The 20,230-nt window shown below is 60.6% G+C and carries 18 protein-coding genes and 1 pseudogene; 6 read left to right on the top strand and 13 right to left on the bottom strand.

Annotated elements, in window-relative coordinates:
• Nucleotides 1-351 (bottom strand): annotated as a pseudogene (locus VOI29_RS01775) (tRNA (N6-isopentenyl adenosine(37)-C2)-methylthiotransferase MiaB); the annotation flags it as partial.
• A gap of 128 nt (nucleotides 352-479) precedes the next feature.
• On the opposite strand from VOI29_RS01775, the gene VOI29_RS01770 reads away from it, so the two are divergent.
• The gene (locus VOI29_RS01770) at nucleotides 480-1,349 is read left to right on the top strand and encodes a hypothetical protein (protein WP_323775742.1); all 870 of its coding nucleotides are present in this window, start codon (nucleotides 480-482) and stop codon (nucleotides 1,347-1,349) included.
• A gap of 60 nt (nucleotides 1,350-1,409) precedes the next feature.
• On the opposite strand, the gene VOI29_RS01765 is transcribed toward VOI29_RS01770, so the two are convergent.
• Complete coding sequence (locus VOI29_RS01765; protein WP_323775741.1) at nucleotides 1,410-2,744, bottom strand: PLP-dependent aminotransferase family protein; 1,335 nt, start codon at nucleotides 2,742-2,744, stop codon at nucleotides 1,410-1,412.
• A 90-nt stretch (nucleotides 2,745-2,834) separates the two neighbouring features.
• Between VOI29_RS01765 and VOI29_RS01760 the strand changes: the two genes are divergently transcribed.
• Nucleotides 2,835-4,013, top strand: a complete 1,179-nt coding sequence (locus VOI29_RS01760) for an MFS transporter (protein ID WP_323775740.1) — start codon at nucleotides 2,835-2,837, stop codon at nucleotides 4,011-4,013.
• Nucleotides 4,014-4,407: 394 nt separating this feature from the next.
• On the top strand, nucleotides 4,408-5,427 hold the full coding sequence (locus VOI29_RS01755; protein ID WP_323775739.1) for an AraC family transcriptional regulator: 1,020 nt from the start codon (nucleotides 4,408-4,410) through the stop codon (nucleotides 5,425-5,427).
• Nucleotides 5,428-5,553: 126 nt separating this feature from the next.
• On the opposite strand, the gene rimK is transcribed toward VOI29_RS01755, so the two are convergent.
• From rimK to VOI29_RS01720, 8 genes are all read right to left on the bottom strand, one after another.
• On the bottom strand, nucleotides 5,554-6,459 hold the full coding sequence (gene rimK / locus VOI29_RS01750) for a 30S ribosomal protein S6--L-glutamate ligase (protein WP_323775738.1): 906 nt from the start codon (nucleotides 6,457-6,459) through the stop codon (nucleotides 5,554-5,556).
• Between the two features lie 558 nt (nucleotides 6,460-7,017).
• Nucleotides 7,018-7,842 carry a DUF481 domain-containing protein gene (locus VOI29_RS01745; protein WP_323775737.1) on the bottom strand — a complete coding sequence of 275 codons (825 nt, stop codon included), beginning with the start codon at nucleotides 7,840-7,842 and terminating at the stop codon, nucleotides 7,018-7,020.
• A gap of 132 nt (nucleotides 7,843-7,974) precedes the next feature.
• Entirely contained in the window at nucleotides 7,975-8,910 is a 936-nt protein-coding gene (locus VOI29_RS01740) for a LysR family transcriptional regulator (RefSeq protein ID WP_323775736.1), read from the bottom strand.
• A gap of 214 nt (nucleotides 8,911-9,124) precedes the next feature.
• Nucleotides 9,125-11,512: an endopeptidase La gene (gene lon, locus VOI29_RS01735; protein WP_323775735.1), complete on the bottom strand. Its 2,388-nt coding sequence runs from the start codon at nucleotides 11,510-11,512 to the stop codon at nucleotides 9,125-9,127.
• Nucleotides 11,509-11,928 carry an Hsp20/alpha crystallin family protein gene (locus tag VOI29_RS01730; protein WP_323775734.1) on the bottom strand — a complete coding sequence of 140 codons (420 nt, stop codon included), beginning with the start codon at nucleotides 11,926-11,928 and terminating at the stop codon, nucleotides 11,509-11,511. The genes lon and VOI29_RS01730 overlap by 4 nt, the downstream gene beginning before the upstream one ends.
• Nucleotides 11,929-11,968: 40 nt before the next feature.
• Nucleotides 11,969-12,310: an SPW repeat protein gene (locus VOI29_RS24525; RefSeq protein ID WP_416361470.1), complete on the bottom strand. Its 342-nt coding sequence runs from the start codon at nucleotides 12,308-12,310 to the stop codon at nucleotides 11,969-11,971.
• A gap of 163 nt (nucleotides 12,311-12,473) precedes the next feature.
• Nucleotides 12,474-12,860 (bottom strand): hypothetical protein, encoded by a 387-nt coding sequence (locus VOI29_RS01725; RefSeq protein ID WP_323775733.1) that lies wholly within the window; start codon nucleotides 12,858-12,860, stop codon nucleotides 12,474-12,476.
• 227 nt (nucleotides 12,861-13,087) lie between these two features.
• A complete protein-coding gene (locus VOI29_RS01720) occupies nucleotides 13,088-13,819 on the bottom strand; it encodes a Crp/Fnr family transcriptional regulator (protein WP_323775732.1) in 732 nt (243 codons plus the stop codon).
• A gap of 329 nt (nucleotides 13,820-14,148) precedes the next feature.
• Between VOI29_RS01720 and VOI29_RS01715 the strand changes: the two genes are divergently transcribed.
• Entirely contained in the window at nucleotides 14,149-14,253 is a 105-nt protein-coding gene (locus tag VOI29_RS01715; RefSeq protein ID WP_323775731.1) for a hypothetical protein, read from the top strand.
• Between the two features lie 142 nt (nucleotides 14,254-14,395).
• Here the strand turns inward: VOI29_RS01715 and VOI29_RS01710 are convergent, their stop codons facing one another.
• The 3 genes from VOI29_RS01710 to VOI29_RS01700 all read right to left on the bottom strand — a co-directional run bounded on the left by VOI29_RS01710 (nucleotide 14,396) and on the right by VOI29_RS01700 (nucleotide 18,559).
• Nucleotides 14,396-15,736, bottom strand: a complete 1,341-nt coding sequence (locus VOI29_RS01710) for a magnesium transporter (protein ID WP_323775730.1) — start codon at nucleotides 15,734-15,736, stop codon at nucleotides 14,396-14,398.
• A 173-nt stretch (nucleotides 15,737-15,909) separates the two neighbouring features.
• The gene (gene groL, locus VOI29_RS01705; RefSeq protein WP_416361469.1) at nucleotides 15,910-17,541 is read right to left on the bottom strand and encodes a chaperonin GroEL; all 1,632 of its coding nucleotides are present in this window, start codon (nucleotides 17,539-17,541) and stop codon (nucleotides 15,910-15,912) included.
• A 154-nt stretch (nucleotides 17,542-17,695) separates the two neighbouring features.
• On the bottom strand, nucleotides 17,696-18,559 hold the full coding sequence (locus VOI29_RS01700; RefSeq protein ID WP_323775729.1) for a LysR family transcriptional regulator: 864 nt from the start codon (nucleotides 18,557-18,559) through the stop codon (nucleotides 17,696-17,698).
• Nucleotides 18,560-18,719: 160 nt separating this feature from the next.
• On the opposite strand from VOI29_RS01700, the gene VOI29_RS01695 reads away from it, so the two are divergent.
• Complete coding sequence (locus VOI29_RS01695) at nucleotides 18,720-19,370, top strand: BON domain-containing protein (protein WP_323775728.1); 651 nt, start codon at nucleotides 18,720-18,722, stop codon at nucleotides 19,368-19,370.
• A 288-nt stretch (nucleotides 19,371-19,658) separates the two neighbouring features.
• Nucleotides 19,659-20,108, top strand: coding sequence for a host attachment protein (locus VOI29_RS01690; protein ID WP_323775727.1), 450 nt, complete (start codon nucleotides 19,659-19,661; stop codon nucleotides 20,106-20,108).
• Nucleotides 20,109-20,230 lie beyond the last annotated feature (122 nt).

The following is a 20,230-nucleotide window of genomic DNA, read 5'->3' as shown; positions in this document are numbered from 1 at the left end:
GGCTTCCATTTCGGGCAGGCGGTGATAGCTTTGCGGGCCGACCACCAGATCCACCAGCGGCTGGCGGCGCATGATCTCCTCGCCCTCGGCCTGGGCGACACAGCCGGCGACGCCGATCTTGAGGTCGGGCTTTTCCGCCTTCAGTCCTTTAAAACGGCCCAGTTCGGAATAGACTTTCTCGGCTGCTTTTTCCCGGATATGGCAGGTATTGAGCAGGATCATGTCGGCGTCATCGGCCGATTTGGTCTCGACATAGCCTTCACCGCCCAGCGCCTCGGCCATGCGTTCGCTGTCATAGACATTCATCTGACAGCCATAGGTCTTGATAAACAGCTTCTTCGGGGCACTCATGCGGGTCAGCCTTCCAGCCAAGGTGGGTGAACAGCGGCCTGCCTTACAGGCAAATGCCGCCGCTTGCAATGAGGCGGGATTTACCCGATTTTGGCCGCAAAGGCCAGAAAGGCAAAGGGCAGACGGGCATGATGTATTCTTCGCTGCAGAATTTCCTGAAAAAGGGCAAGGCGCTGCTGGCCAAAGGACCGGTGGCGCTAATCTTTGTCGAGGACGAGGTGGAGATCGCCACCACTCTGCGCCATCACCTGCAAAGCGGTTTCAAGGCAGTTGTGGCCCTGATGCCGGACGCCTTTGATCTGCCGCCGGATGTGCGCGCCAAGGTGCACCGGGTGCCGTTTGACTGCGCCCCTGAAGAGGCGCTGCCAGGCGCAATCAATGCGGTGATCGCCGCAGCGCAGCCCGGATGCTGGCTCTATTACTGCTACAATGCGGAGTATCTGTTCTACCCGTTCTGCGAGACGCGCAGCGTTGGAGAAATGCTGACCTTCCATTCCGAAGAGCGGCGTGATGCAGTGCTCAGCTATGTTATCGACCTTTATGCCGGCGATCTTCAGAGCTGCCCTGGCGCTGTCTCCCTGGAGGCGGCCTATCTCGATAAATCCGGTTACTACGCCCAGTCGCGCAAAGATCCCGGAACCGGCCATCCGCGCGAGCGGCAGCTGGACTTTTTCGGCGGGGTGCGCTGGCGGTTTGAAGAGCATATCCCAGAGAAAAGCCGGAAAATCGACCGGATTTCTCTGTTCAAGGCCAAGCCTGGGCTGAAACTGCAGCAGGATCACACTTTCAACGACCAGGAATACAATACCTATGCCTGCCCCTGGCATCATAACCTGACTGCCGCGGTCTGTTCATTCCGCACCGCCAAGGCGCTGAAACGCAATCCTGGCTCAACTTTCGACATTGAAACCTTCCGGTGGCACAACTCCGCACCGTTTGAATGGCATTCGCGCCAACTGTTGGATCTGGGACTGATGGAGCCGGGACAGTGGTTCTGAGCACAGCCGGCGGCGGCTGAGGAACACCTGACCGGCGGGCCGCATTTCAGGAGCGCTGCCTTAGCCTGTCCGCTCAGCGTGAACCGCGTCGCGCACCGTTTCCAGCGTGCCGCGCAGCTCTGCCATCGGCAAACCGCCAAACGCCAATCTCAAGGCCTGTGGCGCTGCGGCGGATGTTGCAAACGGCTCTGCGCCGGACACCGAAATGCCCTGATCCTTCAAACGCGTCACGATGGGCTGCGCACGGGCGCCTTTTTCAAGCGGCAGCCAGGCAAAACCCGCGTTGCGATGCGAAATGACACGAGACGCGCCAAAGACATCCCGGCACACCGATTGACGCGCAGCGCCATCCTGCCTGCGGGTTTCTTCGGATTTTTCCAGTGTCCCGTCTTCGATCCAGCCTGTGACCAATGCGGAAATCAATGCGGGCGTGTTCCAAGTCGTCGCGCGGATCACTTCCAGCAGAGCTGCGGTGCGGTCTGCAGGCGCGATCACGTACCCCAGACGCAATCCGGTTGCAAAGCTTTTGGAAAAGCCGCTGATATGCACCGTCCGCTCTGGTGCCAACGACAGGAAACCGGGCGGCGGATCAGGTTCCAAAAACGCATACACCGCGTCCTCGATGATAAGCAGGTTGTGCCGCCGGGCCACATCCAGCAGGCGCAGCCGGACTGTTTCATCCATGACGGTTCCCAGCGGGCTTTGGACCGTCGGCATCAGGTAAACCGCTCGTATGTTCCGCAAGCGGCATTGGTGGTCCAGATCGTCCGGGTCCATGACACCGTGCTGCATCCCGACCGGGGCAAGCTCCAGACCATTCAGTGCCGCAGCGGATTTGAACCCTGGGTATGTAAGCGCGTCAGCCGCGATCACATCCCCCTGCTGAAACAGCCCCAAACAGGTGACCGCCAGGCCATGCTGGCTGCCCGAGGCGACCAGCAGGTGCTCGGGGTTTATCCGGCCCAGACACCGCCTGAGTCTATCGGCGATGATCCGGCGTTCGTGTATGCGGCCGCCGTGGGGCTGATAGCGCAGCACCGCATCCAGGTCGCCGGCCGCCGCAAGCCGACGCAGGCCGGCCCGCAGAATGTCTGCGTCCACGGGACCGCCTGGCATGTTGAAGACCAGATCCGTGATCCCCTTGGCCGCGGTTTGATGCACTCCCAGTGTCATCGGCACCTCGGGATCGCGCACAAAAGTCCCGCGCCCGGCTTCTCCCCTGACAAGTCCCCTACGTTCCAGTTCCTTGTAAACACGGGTTGCGGTCGCCAGCGCGATGCCGGTTTTTTCAGCGAAAGCCCGGTGCGTCGGCAGTCTGGAGCCCGGCGCCAATTTGCCCTCCCGGATCGCATTTGAGAGCATGTCGGCAAAGCGGGTGTATCTGGATTTCGTCATGCGCCCGGCGTCCTTAGTACAATCCAAAAATTGTCATACAGCGAAACTTCATGGCATTGCGGAGGCGAGTCAACCTGCGAGGTCCGCCCGATGCTCCGTTTCTTGTCTGCTGCTTTGCTTGCCGTAATTCTGTTCACTGTCACGTTTGCCGTGAATCTTCAGGCGCCGTTGTATGAAGCCTATGCCGCGCAGGATAATGCCGGCGCCACCGCCGTCACAATCGCCTTTGCAGCCTACGCTGGCGGCCTGATGCCGACGCTATTGCTGCTTGGCGGGCTGTCAGACCGGATCGGGCGGCGTATTCCGATTGCGCTGGCCCTGATCCTCGGCGCGGTTGCGACGGCAGTTCTGATGCAGTTCCCAAACTGGACAAGCCTTGTCACGGCACGGGTTTTCCTGGGCATCGGGACCGGGCTGGCGACCACCGCGGGTAATGCGTATATGGCGGAAATCCTGGGCGCCGGACGGGCACGCAGCGCGGCCTTGATTGTTACATCGGCAACATCGCTTGGGTTCGGCGGCGGCGCGCTGGCAACAGGTCTTAGCCTTAGCCTGCAAGGGCCGACGTTCCTGCCATTGAGCTACGCGGCACTGCTTGCAACAGCTCCGGTTCTGGCCGCAGCCGCTTTCGCCCTGCCCAAGGCGGACTGTCCGAAACCCGTCACACCGCTGCGGCTGCCGGCCTTTCCGTCCGGCACATGGGTGTTCGGCGCGGCTATGGCGCTGGCCTGGTCGACAACCGGCATGACCATTGCCGTTGTGCCATTGCAATTGGCTGCCAATGCGCTTGGAGGCTGGACCGGGCTTGTCATTTTTCTGGCGATCTTCGCCGGGTTTCTCTGCCAGCCTGTCGCCCGGCGCATGTCCAACGGCCGGGCACTGGCACTCGGGTTTGTGCTGATACCGCTGGGCTTTCTCGTGCTTCTGGCCGGAGTCTGGCTGACATCACTGGTGCTGGTCCTTGCCGGAACCTGCATCACCAGCGCGGCAAGCTATGGCTTTACCTATCTTGCTTCCCTGGCGGAGGTTTCACTGCGCGCACCTGATGACAGGGCGCGGGCGACGGCTGGCCTTTTCGTCTATGCCTATTGCGGGTTCTCGCTGCCTGTCATTGCAAGCGGCGCATTGGCCGACACCTTGGGACTGCTGGCTGCAATGGCGCTCTTTGCCGCTGCCCAGATTTCCGCCACATGGGTCATCGTTCTGTTTTGGAGGAAAGGCGGGCACCCGGCCCGCCCAGCCACGGAGCAGGAGTTGGGTATCGTCTGATCCGGCCTGGTTACCGCGTATGCTGATCAAGACCCGGGGAAATTTCCACCCACACACCCTGCACCGCATCTGCCGCGTCAGCTCCCAGAGTCAAAAGGGGCTGTTCGCCGCAGCCAGAAACCACGATGACACGCCTCTAAGATGAGACCGGCAAAAACAGGCATTCCAGCTTGGGCGCAGGCATTCTGGCCGCGGACGGACAGGCGCGCAGACGGCCAGGCCGGCAATGCTTCGATACAGAACATACAGACCGCGGGTTGCTGTGTGATAAGCCATTTCCGGTATTCTGGGCTGATGTTCCCTTCGCCGAATGTGTATTGCAGCTCATAAGTTTCACGGTCAGAAAAGATGGCATGCTTTCCAATAATGACAAACGGCGCTGGAACCCAAGGAAATGACAGCTTCGGATCCTTCAAGCCTTGCCACGGTCTCGGCGCAGTTCGCCGAGGATTGGATCATGGCCTTGAGGCAGTGTTGCACGGATGCCCAGCTAGCATCCTTTCTGCAGCGTGCGGGGATGCATACGGTGCAGGGTCGCCTTGCCCATCGCATTACCCTGGATCAGATTGTCCGGCTTTATCAAATTGCCGCCATCGAAACCAAAGATGAAATGATGGGGCTTTGGAGCCGCCCGATCCGGGCCAGAGCTCTGCAGCATCTCCTGACCACGGTCCGTGAAGCCAGCTCACTTCCCTCGGCCTTGCACCGGTTTTCTACATTCTGGAACCTTCTGCTGGACGACTACCAGCTAGAACTCGAATCCGGATATGGCAGCATCAGTCTGCGGCTTATGCCGCGGGAAACGCTGCCCTGTCAGCAGTTTGGCCATATGCTGATGCTGAAATTGGCACATGGGCTGCTGTCCTGGCTTGCAGGATATGAAGTGCCTGTCCAGGCTGTTCAATTTGCTTTTGAACGCCCCGGGTTTTCAGACGATTACTCGGTGATCTTTCCGGCGCAGGTCAGCTTCAAGGCTCCGTGTTCGGCAATTACCTTTGAAGCGGCAGAACTGGGGCCGGCAAATAAACGCAGCACTGCGGAACTGAAGGAGTTCCTGAACCGGGCCCCCCGCGACTGGATATTCACGGAGTATAGAGAACATAAGCAGTCTCTGAGGGTCCGGGAGTATCTTTATCGGACAAGCTGGGAGGGTGGCCACCTGGCAGGCGCAGCCCGCAGCCTGAATGTAACCCCAAGAACCTTGATGAGACGGCTGGACGCGGAAGGCACCTCCTTCCAGGCGATCAAAGACGGGCTGCGCCGGGACATAGCCATTCGCGGCCTGCAAGGCGGACGTAAGAGCATCGAAGAAATCTCTCAGGATGTCGGGTTCTCCTGTCCCGCAAATTTCCACCGCGCCTTTCGGCGGTGGACCGGCGTAACTCCCAGTTCCTACAGGACGTCAGAAAACTGAACGCAGGCCCTGCGCTGCAATGTCTTGTTCAGCCCTGCCCCGGACACGGTGGTGTTTCACCCGTCGGTGGCCGAAGCTTACCCGCAGCAATCCGGAAATCCCCGATGCAGAAGTCAGTGCGAGGCGCTAACCCTTGCCCTTCGTCTTTGTGGCACCTCTTTTGGCATTCTTTTCGAGATATTCGATCATCATGCCGGCGATATCCAGGCCGGTGGCTTTCTCCACGCCTTCCAGTCCCGGTGATGAGTTGACCTCCATGATGACCGGGCCGTGATTTGCCCGGAGCATGTCTACGCCGCAAGCATTGAGACCCATGGTTTTAGCTGCTCGGACTGCTGTCGCCCGCTCTTCGGCCGAAAGCTTCACCAGCTCGGCGGAACCGCCGCGGTGCAGGTTAGACCGGAACTCGCCCTCAGCACCCGTTCGCTTCATAGCTGCGACAACCTTTCCTCCCACGACGATGGCACGGATGTCTGTGCCGCCGGCTTCTTTTATGAATTCCTGCATCAGGATATTCACACCTGCGCCCCGGAACGCTTCCACCACCGATTTGGCGGAACGGTTTGTGTCGGCCAGCACCACGCCAATCCCCTGGGTGCCCTCAAGGAGCTTGATGACGATGGGAGCCCCGCCAGCGAGGGCAAGCACTTCCTCGGTCTGCTTCGGGTCATGGGCGAAAGTGGTGACCGGGAGCCCGATCCCGTCGCGTGCCATCAACTGCATCGAGCGGAGCTTGTCCCGCGACCTGCCGATCGCAACGCTCTCGTTCAACGGGTACACACCCATCATTTCGAATTGGCGCAGAACCGCTGTGCCGTAGAAGGTGACCGACGCCCCGATTCTCGGGATGACCGCATCATACCCCGTAAGATTTTCCCCGTTGTGGTAGATTTCAGGCTTACGCGACGCGATGTTCATGTAGCAGCGCAGAGTATCAATGATGTCGAGCGTGTGTCCGCGCGCTTCAGCGGCCTCTTTCAGGCGCTGGTGGGAATACAATTTGGGGTTGCGTGCCAGCATTGCGATTTTCATTTTGCGTACTCCTTGGTGCTACTTCGAGGGGAAAATCAGGAATGAGCGCGGCGGATCAGCCCTTACTGCCGTGCGGCATACAGCATCTGGAAATCATGCCGAGGCTTGCACAGGCGCGGAGCACCTGATGGTAACAGCGCTTGGTGATCCTCTCATCAGCTGTGTCTGTAGCTGAGAAGGGCAGCACAAGCGTTCTGTCGATTTCTCCAAGGACTGACACCGTGGCAGATCGCACAGCAGGTTGTCTAGGGCACCAATCCGGATCAGCGCCAGGTTTCCCCGCACCCAGGGCAAGGCCGGGATGGACAGCAGCCTGTCAAAACCATGCGTAGACGATGGGCAGAGACCCGCGACGACGACTTGTGGGCCCGCTGTATAGCCAACAAGCCGGCAACCAAACACCGATGCGGTAGACTTTGCGCTCAAGGCTTCGTCATAGCCGAAGCCTGCTTCCACCAGCTGCTTTCACTCGACATGGGCAGGCCTTTCCGCATTGGCCAACTTGGAAAAGGGGGCGGGTTGCTCCGCCCCAAGTCGTCGAGGGATAAACAGGTTTCGTCAGAAGCCGTAGACCAGAGACACGCCCAGCTTGTTGTCGGTGCTTTTAAGGCCCGGCAGCGGATCGCTGTCCCAATCGGTCCGAAAGGACACTCGGGTAGCCAGGCGGTCGGTCATCCTGAAATTCACGCCCAGATCGTTGGTCACCACGGTATCCTCATCCGAGAAAAGCACGTCCGTGTCCATGGTCAGAAAGATATTGCCGCTGAAAGCGAAGTAGTAGCGCGACGCAGCAATGCCTGCCACTTCGGTGCTGTCATTGCGCAGCTGGTCCTCAATATAGCGGACGCCGGGGCCAGCCTGAACCCGCCAGGTCTGGGTGGGGGTGTTGATCACCCGGTAGCCGGGGCCAAAACCCAGGAAGCTGTCCAGCCTGTTGGAGTCGAAATCGTCATAGCGCACCGACCCCAGGCCAAACAAGTAGAACTGCTCTGTTAGGTATCGGTTAGCTTCATAGGTTAGAAAGATCTCTTCCTTGTTGCGCACGTCGTTGTCTTCCGAAAACTCGCCGGCAAAGCCTAGTGTGTGGTTCCACGGGCCGTTGCCGTAACGCAGGCGTCCGGCAAAATCGAGGTCGGCTGTATCGGTGTTGCCGGTGGTGCCGGAGAAGCCGAGTGCGGCGCTACCTGTCCAGCCCTGGGCGTACTGGTTTGTGCCAAAGCGGTCCTTGTCGCTGCCTTCTGCCAGTTCTTCGTCGACGTCCTCCTGAATGTCGTCGATACGGTCGTCCAGATCCTCGATCCCAACAATTGCGCCTTGCGCGAAAACTGGAGCAGCCACGAGCAAAGCCAGGATCGACGCGGCCAGAGTGTTGCGTGCTTGCATGGGTCATTCCTTCCCAATCAAGTGATCCATCCCGGATGAGCCGGGGGCATCACTGTATGAAAAGAAAAATAGGTATAGCAGATGTATTGGAGAAATTTGAAATAATTATAGATAAAGCGAGTATTTCTCGCTTTAAAAGCTGTTTTCAGTGTTTCCAAGCACTTCGACAATGTCATTGGTGCTGATGTCGCGCAGCTCGGCGATGACGGCATCCTGTTCGGCATCAATGCGTGACTTTATCGCCACAAGTGTGGCTTCGGCGTTAGCCCGGACCTCGGGGTCCAGGTCATTGCGCCAGATGGACCACACCGGATAGGGAAACCGCGGCGTGTCGGCAACCAGGTGGAGGCGGCCCTCGTCGAGGTATTTCTTGATGTAGCGCGCGGGCAGATAGGCGGCGGCACGCCGCGACACGATGTATTCCGCAGCAAGGGCGCCTAGCGACAGGCTCAGCCCGGGATTGGTCAGCTCGGGCAGTTCGATTGCGTGGGCGTGGACGAACTCCGGCCCCCAGTCGACAAAGACATAATGGGGAACGATCTCGTCAAAGGAGGCCGGCCAGGAGGCCGCCAGCACCAGATCCTCCTCGATCACCTTGCGGGCGGTGAGGCCGGGCCGCAGTTGCGGGCTGTACATCAGCCCGATCTGCACCACGCCTTCGATCAGAAAACGCACAATACGGTCCGGCATGCCCAGCTCGGCCCGGATGTTCAGCGACGGCATTTCCTGCTGCATGGTGTCGATCCAGCGGAACCCCAGCCGCGGCCACAGCGAATACTGCGCGCCGATCGTCAGCGATTTGGTATAGCCTTCAGGCACACCGACCTGCTGGCGTGCCTCTTCCCAGATCTTGACCAGCGACAGTGCATAACGCTCAAACTCGCGCCCCGCCGATGTCAGCTCCGCACCCGCCTTGGAGCGGGTGAACAGCTGCTTACCAAGGGCTTCCTCCAGCCGCTGCACCCGCAGGCTGACCGCTGACTGGGTCACGAACAGCCTCTCGCTCGCATTCACAAAAGATCCGGTGGCAGCAACTTCAAGGAAGGTTCGGATCAGGCTGATGTCCATCGCAGCACCTACAAGAAAAGCTTGAGATAAGTGCATTTCATATTCGCTTACCTGCGACCAAAGAAGCCCAAAATCAGAAAATACTGCCACTCTGGCCAGCATCGAAAACTTGGCCGCCGTGGGCAGCACCCAGCAAGCGCCGGCCACCGCCGTAGCGCTGCTGGAGCACACCCGCGCGCAGGCCGCGGGTTCGTCCAAGGTATCGAACAGCTCTTCATTGAGGAGTTCGCCCCCCAGGCTCTGGCTGCAGCGCCTTTAGCAGCGCTTCATCGGCGGCGTCCAGCCAGATGAATTCCAGCTGTTTGCGGGTGCTCTCGGGAAGATCCTCCAACTCGCGCCGGTTGCGGGAAGGCAGCATTACCCGCGTGACACCGGCAGCAGAAGCAGCAAGCATCTTTTCCTTGATCCCTCCAACCGGCAGCACCGCCCCGCGCAGCGAAATCTCACCGGTCATCGCAGTGTCGCTGCGCACCGTCCGGTCCAAGAACAGGGAGGCCAACGCAGTGTAGATCGCCACCCCGGCGCTGGGCCCGTCCTTGGGGGTGGCACCTGCGGGTACATGGACGTGGATGTCCACGCTCTCAAAGCTCTTAGTCTTGAGCCCCAGTTGCCCGGCCTGCGCCTTCAGCAGCGACAGCGCGGTCTGGGCGCTCTCGCGCATCACTTCGCCCAGCTGTCCGGTCAGGATCAGTCGGCCCTTGCCTGGTGCTCGGCTGGCCTCAATGAACAGGATATCGCCGCCGGCGGGCGTCCAGGCCAGCCCGGTGGCAACTCCCGTCAGGCTGGTGCGCAGCGCGGTCTCATTTTCAAATCGCGGCACCCCCAGCGCCGTCTCCACCTGCTTCACCCCGATCTTGCATTTTGCAGGCTTGCCCTCGGCATGAAGCACCGCCGCCGCGCGCAGCACCGCCCCGATCTGGCTTTCCAGCTGCCGCACCCCGGCTTCCCTGGTGTAGCTTCGGACAATCAAGCGCAGCGCCGCCGGGGTGAACCGTATCCGCTCATTCTGCAACCCGCAGGCCCTCAGCTGCCGCAGCACCAGATAGCGCTTGGCTATCTCCAGCTTTTCCTCCTCGGTATAGCCCGGCAGGTTAATCACCTCCATCCGGTCAAGGAGCGGTCGCGGAATACCTTCCAGCATGTTTGCCGTGGTCAGGAACACTATCTGCGACAGGTCGAAATCCACCCCTAGGTAATTGTCCCGGAAAGCGCTGTTCTGCTCCGGATCCAGGACCTCCAGCAGCGCCGCCGAAGGATCGCCCTGGATGCCGTGCCCCAGCTTGTCGATTTCATCCAGCATAAGCACGCAGTTGCGGCTGCCCGCCCGTCGCACCGCCTGCAGAATGCTGCCCGGCAGCGCTCCGATATAGGTTCGCCGGTGGCCGCGGATTTCGGCCTCGTCATGCACACCGCCAAGGCTGATCCGGACAAAGGTCCGGCCCAGAGCGCGCGCAATCGATTGGCCCAGGGATGTCTTGCCGACACCCGGCGGCCCGGCAAAGCACAGGATCGGCGCCCGGCCTTCCGGCGACAGCTTGTGCACCGCCATGAACTCGACGATCCGCGCTTTGACCTTCTCCAGCCCGTAATGGTCCGCATTCAGTATGTTGCGCGCCTGGATCAGGCTGACCGGCCGGCTGCTGGGCAGCTGCCAGGGTAGTTCAATCATCCAGTCCAGCCAGTTCCGCAGCACCGCCCCCTCCCCGGCGGCTTCAGACAGGCGGGCAAAGCGACCCAGTTCCTTGCGTGCCATTGTCTCGGCTTCGGTCGGCATTCCGGCCCGGGTGATCGCCGCGCCCAGCTGAGCAACTTCCTCGGCGTTGCCGTCGGCCTCGCCCAACTCCTGTTGAATCGCCGCTAGTTGTTCGCGCAGGATCGCCTGCCTATGGCGCTCGTCAAACGCGGCGCGTGTCCGTTCGCTGATCTCGCGAGTGATGCGCAGCACTGCCAGCCGCCGGGCTAGGATTCTCGACACCTTGTCCAGCCGCACCGCGATATCGATGGTTTCCAGGATCTCCTGCTTTTCGCCGATGGAAATATCGGAATAGGCCGCCGCCAGATCCGCGAGCGTTCCCGGTTCGGTGGCTGCCTGCGCCGCCTCCTCAAAGCCGGAAGGCGATTGCGGCAGCATCGACAGCAGCTCGGCGGCCTGATTTCTGAGATGCAAATACTGCGCTTCGACCTGCGGCGAACGGCTGGTGACATCCGGCAGGGTCTGGACCCGGCCAACCGGGAACGGCGGCCCCTGCAGCAGCTCGATCAGGCGGAAACGTTCCACCCCCTGGCAGATGATGTGATGCGCCCCGTCTGGTGAGGTCATCAGCCGGAGAATATTGGCTGTGCAGCCGATGAGGTGCAGATCTCCTTCCTTTGGATCGTTGACCGCGGGATTGCGCTGCAACAACAGACCCACAGGCCGCGACTGACGGATTACCTGCTGGATCGCGGCAATCGACTTGGCACGTCCTGTAGAGACCGGAAAGACAGTCCCAGGAAAGGGCACTAAGTCGCGCACCGGCAGCAAAATCAGGCCGTCGTCCGGCAGCGGCACGGTCTTCATGTCCGGCAACTGGGACATATCTCCACCACTTGCCTCATTCATGCCAGTGCTCCCCCTTCCGTTTTGCACAGGCGGATCAGCAGGTGGCCCCGCACCGTTTGCCGCTTAATCGCATAGGTGCCCGGGGGAATTGCAATACGGCGTTCAAACCTCCCAAACGGCAGCTCCAGCCGGATCACTGTGGCATTGCACAGCTCGGCAGGCGGCTCCCGTCGGCCCCGGATGATCAGTTCGCCATTACCGACGTGCACATCGACCTCATCAGCCTTGGCCCCGGGCAGCACCAAATAGACAAGCAACTCGCTGTCGGTTTCCAAGAGGTCTACCGGCGGCTCCCAGCACGGCTGCCCGTCCTGCAGCGAGCTCAGCAGAAACAGCTGGCGGCAGAATTTCTCTGTCGCCGCGAGCCGTGCCATCGCTTCGGAAAGCATTATGTTCTCGGGGGGTTGATTATCCATGCTGCACCAACGAAAAGTCCTAGAATTCTTTGCCCGAAAGCTATTGCCGCAGGCCCTGGCGCATTTGCCTGTCAGACGCAGGGTCAGGTTTTCCGCCGCCAGGAGGGCCCTGAGCAATGCACGAGACCGCCTGTGCCGTAATACTCCCGCCGCATAGAACCGCAGTCCAGGCGGCCGGCAAGTTGCCGGAAAAGCCAAGCACCCAAGGTGTGGCTAGCAGCCAAAGGCCGATTGCCACGCAGCCCCATTCCTCGCAGGTGTTACCGGTGTTCTGGACAGCCGCTGCCAGGATGGAGGCGGCCGATCCGGCGGCGATGAAACTCCAGCTCGCCGAAACGGCCAAACCGCCGTTAGACAGTACCGAATTCTCATACCAGGGCATTGCGACAAGTAAGCAGCCCAGAGCGACGAATACCCAGTTTTGCCAATGTGTACGTACCATCGGCGTTCCCTTTCCCGAAACCCGGCGGCAAAGTGCGCCAGAGATGGTCTGCAGCACTGGCACCGGAGATCATTGACCGCTGTCAATACGCGGGCGCCTAGCCCTATCCCGCCTGGCCGCCTGGCCGTTTCCCGGAATCCCCTGCGGCGCGGTGCCCGGCCGTCTGATTACCGCTTGCCCCAGGCGGAAATTGCGCCGTTTCCGGCAATCCTTGGCAGTACTTAATCATGCGGCCGACTTCATCGTGGTAGTCGTCCATCATCTTCTCAACATGGCGCCACTGCACCACCTGGATCTCGTCCAGGCTGCCGCTATCCAGTATTTTGCGTTGCGTTCTGACGTTGGCATCGAGCCGGGAAATGGTGAAATTGCATGCCTCCCCCCATATCTCGACGCAGACCTGCATTGTCTGCATCAGCGGCATCTGGAAAGGGAGTTCGTCCGCTGCGGCCGGATGCTCTTTCTGTATTTTGTGGCTGGGTACATTCATGACACTCTCCTTTTCGTGACCTCGCAATAGAATGGATAAGGCTACCCAAACCACAGCCTAGGCAGCGGGTCATTGACAGCAGTCACTGCCGGACCCGGTTCCCACCCTTCCGGTCCGGGTCCGGCAAGTTCTGGCTGATGTTCAGCTGCCGGGTACTGTGCCGCAAAGGCAGGCAAAGTATTTCCGATCGGGAACGATGCGGGTACAAGCCTGCACCGATTAAGGTGTCAGTGCTCACTCTGAGCAAGCATCTGCAGAGTCCCGATATCACTGATGGCCGCCTGTTTCGGGGTCAGCATGACAATGGCGCGGTGTTGTTCCAGCTGGTGCAACCCCCGGCACAGTGTCTCCACCGTCATATCCAGCAGCGAGGCCAAGTCCCGCCGCCGCAATTCAATGACCACAACCGAAACCTGGCTTCCGCAGTCGCCGGCCCCCGCGGCCTCTCCAGCCTGGCGCAGTATCCAATTGGCAATCCGTCGCAACGTGCTGCCGCCGCGCAGCAGCACCGCCCATTCCCATTGCGCATTCAGCTGACGGCTGGCTGAGGCAAGCAGCGCCTGGCCCAGCATCGGTTCCTGCTGGATCAGCGCGTTCAGAGCCGGCAATGCAATCCAGCACAATGAAACTTCGTTCGCAGCCTCCCAGGCGACACTGGTTCTGCCTGGAAACAGGGTACCAATCAATTCACCTGGTTGAAGCAGCTGCAGCACATGCGCAGAGCCGCCTTCGGTCACATTCACAATCTTCACAGTGCCATCAATGATGATTCCGGCATGACCAGCCTCTTCACCCTGAGGCAGAATCGTGTCCCCTGACCGGAACCTGGCTAGCCGGGCACGTTTTGCAAAAGCTGTTGAGGCATGTCCTCCTGCAGCGCCGCAGATCCCAAGACGCTCTGCCGGACAACCCTGACAGCGCCCGGCAGTTATAATGGCAGTGGCATTTCCGAAGTGCATGCAGGCTCTCTCTCCAGACAGGATGAACCAGGCTGGCGCGGGTCGAAGCTTCAATGCGGCGCCGCCAGCGAAACGGCAGTTTGCGCCTGCACACGGCTTTGCGAAAGCGGGTAATTTGTAAAGAATTGTACGCACAGCCCCCAATGCTTCAGGAAATGCAGTTCGGAAAATTTTCGTGATCCGCAGCAGGCAGCAGACCACCGCCTCCCTTGGTGCGGACTGCTCTCCCCAGTAGGGACTGCCTGCTTGGCATTCTAACCGTCCGGGACATCATGCTTCGGGTGCTGGCCGCTTGCGGCGATCCTGCAACGGAGACCGCCGGAGAGTTGATGACCCGCAACCCGGTCTATTGCAGCGCCGATGAGCCTCAGGACGGTACCGTCTTCCTTATGGAGCTGGGACGGTACCGGCAGATGCCCGTGATGGACTGCTAAGGGCCGGTTGTGCGGCATGCTCAGCCTGGACGGTTTGGCCCATTCAACGCCGCAATTCGCGAACGGCATACAGCAGCACGCCACGGCAGAACACCGCAGGACTGAAACAGCGGCATAAATTCACCCTGGCCTGCAGCCGCAGTCAGACCAGAAACGGCATCATCGCGGTTGCAAGACTGAGGACAAGAAAAAAACCCGCCATGTCGGTGATCGTCGTCAGCAGCGGCCCGCTGGCGGTCGCGGGATCCTGACCGGCACGTTTCAGGACAAGAGGGACAATTCCGCCGATCGACACCGCGACAAAGGTGTTCAGGCCAAGCGCACCGCCGATGACGAGCCCCAAAAAGGCATTGCCTTTCCAGATCCAGGCAACAAGCCCGATCAGAACACCAAGAACAAACCCGTTGCTCAATCCGATCCCCGCCTCCTTCTTCCATACGCGAAACACATCGGCCGGACGGGCCAGACCAAGAGAGAGTTCTCGCATGCTTACGGCGACGGCCTGATTGCCGGAACAGCCGCTCATGTCCGAAACCATCGGCAGAAAGACGGCGATGGCGATCACTGCTGCCAGGGTCTCCTCGTAGGCTGCGATCACGCTCGCCGCAATAACGTTCAAGACGATATTTGCCGACAGCCACTGCAACCGGCGCCGGGCGCGCAGTTTCAGCGGCATTGATCTCAGCTCATCTCCGAACACCCCTTGCCGCCTCAGATTTTCTGTCTCAGCCCGCGTAAGCAAGGCGTCATCCACCGCAGACCGCGACACAACACCCGCCAGCACCCCGTCTGCGTCCACAACCGGAAGCCCCAGAAACGGGTGTTCGTTGAATATATCCTGCAGCTCCTCCAGCGGCATGCCCGCAGGAACGGTCACTGGCGGCACCATGATCGCCGTCAGGCTTGCCCCCCGGCGGGTTGTAAGCAGCCGGCGCAATGAAACCACCCCGACCGGCGAGCCGCTGGCGTTGACCACATAAGGGTGCTGGCCGCGGTAGCGTTCAAAATCCTCGTCATCCAGAACGAAGCGCCGCAGCACATTGCCAACCGTATCGGTTTCTTGGAAAGTGAAGGCTTCTGCGGCCATGAGGCCGCCAGCAACATAGCCGTCGTACTCAGACAAGCGCCGAATTTCAGCGGCATCACCGGGCTTCATCCGGGCCAGAATTGCCTCCGCCTCCGCATCCTCAAGTTCACCGATCACATCGGCCTTGATGTTTGAGCCTAGTTCCTCAATGATCCCTGCCGCGGTTGCGGTCTCCAATCCTTCAACAAGATTGACGGCAAGTTCGTTCGGGGCTTCCCCGACGATTTCCGCAGCCCGCGCCGATGGAAGCAAAGACAGCGCCAAGTTCCGGTCGCCAGGCGAAAGATTTGTCAGCTCGCGCAGGACGTCGCTAAGCGAAAGCGGCTCCAGCAAGTCTGCAAGCGCCACACTATCTTGATCTGCCAGTGCCCGGCTGAGCCGTCCATCTGCTTCCATGGCCGCGCTGGAAGACAATTTGCCATCTGCCATGCTATTCCCGACCTTTCTGCGCGGCGCAGGAAATTATCGACCATGGGATGCCTCATCGCTGCGCTATATGTTCAGGTATGGTCCCGCTGCCGCCCGAGACGGCTGCGCACTTCTGGCATCGCCTGCCGCCAAAGAGCCTGTTACAAGTCCAAACCCTCCAAGCTACCCGGATAACCGGATGACGATGCCGCCTTGTGGCGGTTCACCACCACTGCCTCCGTAGTCATCATCAGCCCAGCTATCGACACAGCGTTCTGCAAGGCGATCCGCACCACCTTGGCCGGATCCACAATGCCCGCATCGAACATATCGGACAGGCAATCGTTCTGCGCATCATAGCCCCAGGCGGTATTGTTCTTCTCCAGCAGCCTGCCAACGATCAGCGCCCCATCCTTTCCCGCATTGCGGATAATCCGGCGCATCGGCTCTGCCGCAGCCTTCCTGACAATTGAAATGCCGGCCCGAATATCCTCATTTGCGGCCTCCAGCCCGTCCAGCGCCCGCGCCGCATACAGCAGCGCCACGCCGCCGCCGGGCACGATCCCCTCTTCTGTTGCCGCGCGGGTTGCGTGCAAAGCATCTTCGATCCGGTCCTTGCGCTCCTTCATCTCGGATTCGCTGACGCCGCCGACCTGGATAATCGCTACCCCGCCGGTCAGTTTCGCCAGCCGCTCCTCCAGCTTCTCGCGGTCATAGTCCGACTTCGCCTCTTCAGCCTGCTGGCGAATCGCGTTGCAGCGCGCCTCGATATCCGGTTTTGCGCCGGCCCCGCCGATCAGCGTGGTGTCATCCTTGCTGACCGTGACCCGCGCGGCCTGCCCCAGCATGTCCAGCGTGACATTCTCCAACTTCATACCCAGATCGGAGGAAATCACCGTGGCGCCGGTCAGCACCGCAATGTCTTGTAACATCTCCTTGCGGCGGTCGCCGAAACCGGGCGCCTTCACCGCTGCGCATTGCAGGCTGCCGCGCAGCTTGTTGACAACCAGCGCCGCCAACGCCTCCCCATCCACATCCTCGGCAATCACCAGCACCGGCTTGCCCTGCTTGATCACCGCCTCCAGCAGCGGGATGAACGGCGCCATGTTCGATATCTTCTTGTCATGCAGCAGCAGGAAAGGCTCTTCCAGATCCACGCTCAGCGTATCCGTCTTGGTAATGAAATAGGGCGACAGGTAACCGCGGTCGAACTGCATCCCCTCCACCGTTTCCAGCTGGGTCTCGCGCGACTTAGCCTCCTCAATGGTGATTACCCCGGTCCGCCCGACGCGTTCCATCGCCTCGGTCAAAATCTGCCCCGCCTCGATATCGCCGTTGGAGGCAATGGTCGCCACTTGGGTGATTTGCCCGCTGGTGCCGACCGGCCTGGAAATACTCTCTATTTCGCCAGCCAGCACCGCCGCAGCACGGTCGATGCCGCGTTTCACATCCATCGGGTTCATCCCCGCGGCAACCGCCTTGCAGCCCTCACGCAGGATGCAGCGGGCCAGCACAGTTGCGGTTGTCGTGCCATCTCCAGCCAGCTTGGCGGTGCGTTCCGCAACCTCGCGGATCAGCCGGACGCCGGCGTTTTCCACTGGATCAGCAAGCTCGATTGACTTGGCAACTGATACCCCATCCTTGGTAAAGCGCGGCGCGCCGAAACTTCTTTCGATCAGCACGTTGCGGCCGCGGGGCCCCAGCGTCGCGTTCACCGCATCGGCCAGAATGTTGACACCGCCCAGCATCCGGCGCCGGGCGTTTTCGGAAAGAATGATGTCTTTTGCAGTCATCGGATTGATCCAGCCAAAGGTGGTTATGTTTCGCGAAAGTGTACCCACTAGGCAGGCGTGTGAAGGTGTTTCAGAAATGATTTTTTCTCTTCGGTGTTATCGGGTTTCTAAATACACCCGCCTTTTCAGCGCTCTGCACGCTTCTCCCCGCAGCTTAGCCCACCCCCGCTCCGCCACCGCGGGCCTTCTGGCGCAGAAATTGCGCTGCCTGCCCAGCATACCCGCCGCGCTGGCTTTCGCTGATGACCGCATAGGCCGCATAACCGAACCGCGGCGCGTCCCCGATCTGGCGCAGCCAGCCGGCCCGCAGCTCCGCTGCGATCACCCGTTTGGGAAAATACGCCGAAGCCGGCACGTTGCGCAGGTGCTGCAATGCCAGCGTCCCGATGTCCAGCTGCAACCGCGGGGTGCTGACTTCAGGCAGGGTAAGCAGGTGGTCAGCACGGAACTCCGGTCCCCAGTCAATCAACACATAGTCTTTACCAAATGGGTCAACGCCGGGATCCGGGTTGCTGCTGACCAGTACAAATTCATCCGCAAACAGCTGCTCAACTGCCAGACCCGCCGCTGCATGCGGCCGGTAGGCGACCATCAGATCCAGCCCGCCCCGGCCGAACTGTCCAGCCAGCACTTCAAAGGGCGCCGAAGACGCCCGAACCGCCACGTCCGGCAGCGCCCGCCGAAGCCCTGGCAAAGCATTGGTCAGGAACCCGTCCCAAAGACTGGGGGGTGCCCCGACAGCCAGAACCGCCGCCACTCCGGCGGGCAGCGCCGCATCCAGCTTAGCCTGTGTCCAGGTACGCACCAAGGTCTGCGCATGGCGCTGGAATTGCCGCCCCGCAATTGTCAGCACCGCTCCCGCCTTGCTGCGTTCGAACAGGCTGCAGCCCAGTTGCTGCTCCAGCGCACGGATGCGCAGGCTGACCGTCGACTGCGCCACATGAACCATTTCCGCAGCTTCCAGAAAACTGCCGGTTTCGGCCACCGCCAGAAAGGTCCGCGCCAGCTCGATGTCCATCGATCACCTCCAGTACCGGGCGGCCCAGTATAGCAGAAGCTGCCGCCGCTCCGAAGAACAGATGCGCAACTGTTGCCGGCCGTCAATGAAACGCCCGGCAATTGGTTCAGACTGGCGCCATCGCGGCGGAAGACGCCGCGGCGAGAACAGGAGGCCAGCCATGAAAGACGCAACACTCAGACGGGAAATCCTGGAGGAACTGGAACTCGTTCCCAGCATCGACGCAGCCAACATCGGCGTTTCGGTGGAAGACGGGATTGCAACGCTCACCGGCCATGTTGCTGCCAGCGCACAGAAACAGGCGATCGGCAAAACGGTCAATCGTGTCAGCGGCGTGCACGGAATCGTAATGGAAATCGAAGTGCGCCCGATCGGCGAGCACCTGGACGCCGACGATGAAATCGCAAAACGCGCGATTGAGGCGCTGCGGTGGATCGATTCTGTGCCCAAGGACACGATCAGGGTCGAGGCCGAGCACGGAATTCTGACCCTCACCGGGCAGGCCGGCTGGAGCTACGAGAAAGCCGCAGCCGAACGGGCGGTGCAGAAAGTTTCGGGCGTGAAGGAAGTCATCAACCTGATCAAGGTCACCTCTGCGGTCAGTCATACAAATGTCCGGATGAGCATTGAAACCGCACTGCGGAAGGATGCCGCCAGCGAGGCAAAAGGAATTCATATTTCTATCGACGACCACTCTGTGACGTTGACCGGGAGTGTCCGAACCAAGGCGGAGCGCGATACCGCCCGTCGCGCAGTCTGGGCGGTTCCCGGTGTCAGCAACGTCGTGGACGGCCTCACCGTGGAGCCGTAATTTGTCAAGGCCGGGTCTCAGGCTGTTTCGCAAAACCGGACTGCTTACCGCAGGAGGCCGCACAAAGAAAACCGCGCATTGGCAAGGCTGCGGAACAGGCCGGCATAGCACATTGCACCGTTTTGCAGGCGGCCGGAACGCTGACCTGGACACTGCACCTTGCCAGCGATGACCCCGCTTTTCTCGTCCGCATCGAGAACTTTGCTGCGATATGCCGGGGTCTGCGATACACCGCGCTGGCACCAAGTCCCCGCGGATCTTCAGGGGACGCAGGTTCTGGAGGACCGCATGAACCCGGAACGCAATTGGTACATAATCATCAATTCGCATCGTGCCCGGATTGTTCAGGGCCTGCCGAAGCCGCACAGTCCAGCTGCGCTGGAAGTGGTGCTTCTGGCCCCCGAACGGAATGTCCGCAGCATAATAGCGGGCAAAACTGAACGCGCCATTGCCTCGGCAAGCAGTGGCCGCCGCGCCTCGGTGCAGCCGCATAACTCACCCCAGCGAGCCGACCAGCGCGAGTTTCTGCGCGATGTGTTCGGTTTCCTGGCCCCGGCCCTGCGTGACCAGAACTTCGACAAACTGGTGCTGTTTGCCTCGCCGGACATTCTTGGTGTCTGGCGTGAGGAAGTGCCGGACAGCCTGAAGCAGAAAGTGGCCAGGGAAATCGCCAAAAATCTGGTTCGACTACCTTATCATTCCCTGATTGCGGCGGTCCGCGAGGCTCTTTCAGGTTGACTGACCGTCCTGCCTGCCCGCCCATTGACGGCTGTCAATGCGGCTAGCCCCCGCGGCATTCCAGACTGCTTTCGCCCGCTGCATCTGCAAAGCGGCACGGTGAATGCCCCCGCACCCCGTTC

The organism is Leisingera sp., from assembly GCF_034669605.1.
Classification (GTDB): Bacteria; Pseudomonadota; Alphaproteobacteria; order Rhodobacterales; family Rhodobacteraceae; genus Leisingera.
The sequence above is the reverse complement of the archived record's forward strand: the minus strand, read 5'-3'. Positions and strand labels throughout refer to the sequence as shown.

Excerpts from the sequence above, each read along its gene's own strand:
- VOI29_RS01745 (WP_323775737.1), bottom strand. The coding sequence starts at position 7,842 with ATGCAAGCACGCAACACTCTGGCCGCGTCGATCCTGGCTTTGCTCGTG.
- VOI29_RS01760 (WP_323775740.1), top strand. The coding sequence starts at position 2,835 with ATGCTCCGTTTCTTGTCTGCTGCTTTGCTTGCCGTAATTCTGTTCACT.
- VOI29_RS01710 (WP_323775730.1), bottom strand. The coding sequence starts at position 15,736 with ATGGAAGCAGATGGACGGCTCAGCCGGGCACTGGCAGATCAAGATAGT.
- VOI29_RS01765 (WP_323775741.1), bottom strand. The coding sequence starts at position 2,744 with ATGACGAAATCCAGATACACCCGCTTTGCCGACATGCTCTCAAATGCG.
- VOI29_RS01715 (WP_323775731.1), top strand. The coding sequence starts at position 14,149 with ATGACCCGCAACCCGGTCTATTGCAGCGCCGATGAGCCTCAGGACGGT.
- VOI29_RS01690 (WP_323775727.1), top strand. The coding sequence starts at position 19,659 with ATGAACCCGGAACGCAATTGGTACATAATCATCAATTCGCATCGTGCC.
- rimK (WP_323775738.1), bottom strand. The coding sequence starts at position 6,459 with ATGAAAATCGCAATGCTGGCACGCAACCCCAAATTGTATTCCCACCAG.
- VOI29_RS01700 (WP_323775729.1), bottom strand. The coding sequence starts at position 18,559 with ATGGACATCGAGCTGGCGCGGACCTTTCTGGCGGTGGCCGAAACCGGC.
- VOI29_RS01720 (WP_323775732.1), bottom strand. The coding sequence starts at position 13,819 with ATGCACTTCGGAAATGCCACTGCCATTATAACTGCCGGGCGCTGTCAG.
- VOI29_RS24525 (WP_416361470.1), bottom strand. The coding sequence starts at position 12,310 with ATGCCCTGGTATGAGAATTCGGTACTGTCTAACGGCGGTTTGGCCGTT.
- VOI29_RS01755 (WP_323775739.1), top strand. The coding sequence starts at position 4,408 with ATGACAGCTTCGGATCCTTCAAGCCTTGCCACGGTCTCGGCGCAGTTC.
- VOI29_RS01730 (WP_323775734.1), bottom strand. The coding sequence starts at position 11,928 with ATGGATAATCAACCCCCCGAGAACATAATGCTTTCCGAAGCGATGGCA.
- VOI29_RS01725 (WP_323775733.1), bottom strand. The coding sequence starts at position 12,860 with ATGAATGTACCCAGCCACAAAATACAGAAAGAGCATCCGGCCGCAGCG.
- VOI29_RS01695 (WP_323775728.1), top strand. The coding sequence starts at position 18,720 with ATGAAAGACGCAACACTCAGACGGGAAATCCTGGAGGAACTGGAACTC.
- lon (WP_323775735.1), bottom strand. The coding sequence starts at position 11,512 with ATGAATGAGGCAAGTGGTGGAGATATGTCCCAGTTGCCGGACATGAAG.
- groL (WP_416361469.1), bottom strand. The coding sequence starts at position 17,541 with ATGACTGCAAAAGACATCATTCTTTCCGAAAACGCCCGGCGCCGGATG.
- VOI29_RS01770 (WP_323775742.1), top strand. The coding sequence starts at position 480 with ATGATGTATTCTTCGCTGCAGAATTTCCTGAAAAAGGGCAAGGCGCTG.
- VOI29_RS01740 (WP_323775736.1), bottom strand. The coding sequence starts at position 8,910 with ATGGACATCAGCCTGATCCGAACCTTCCTTGAAGTTGCTGCCACCGGA.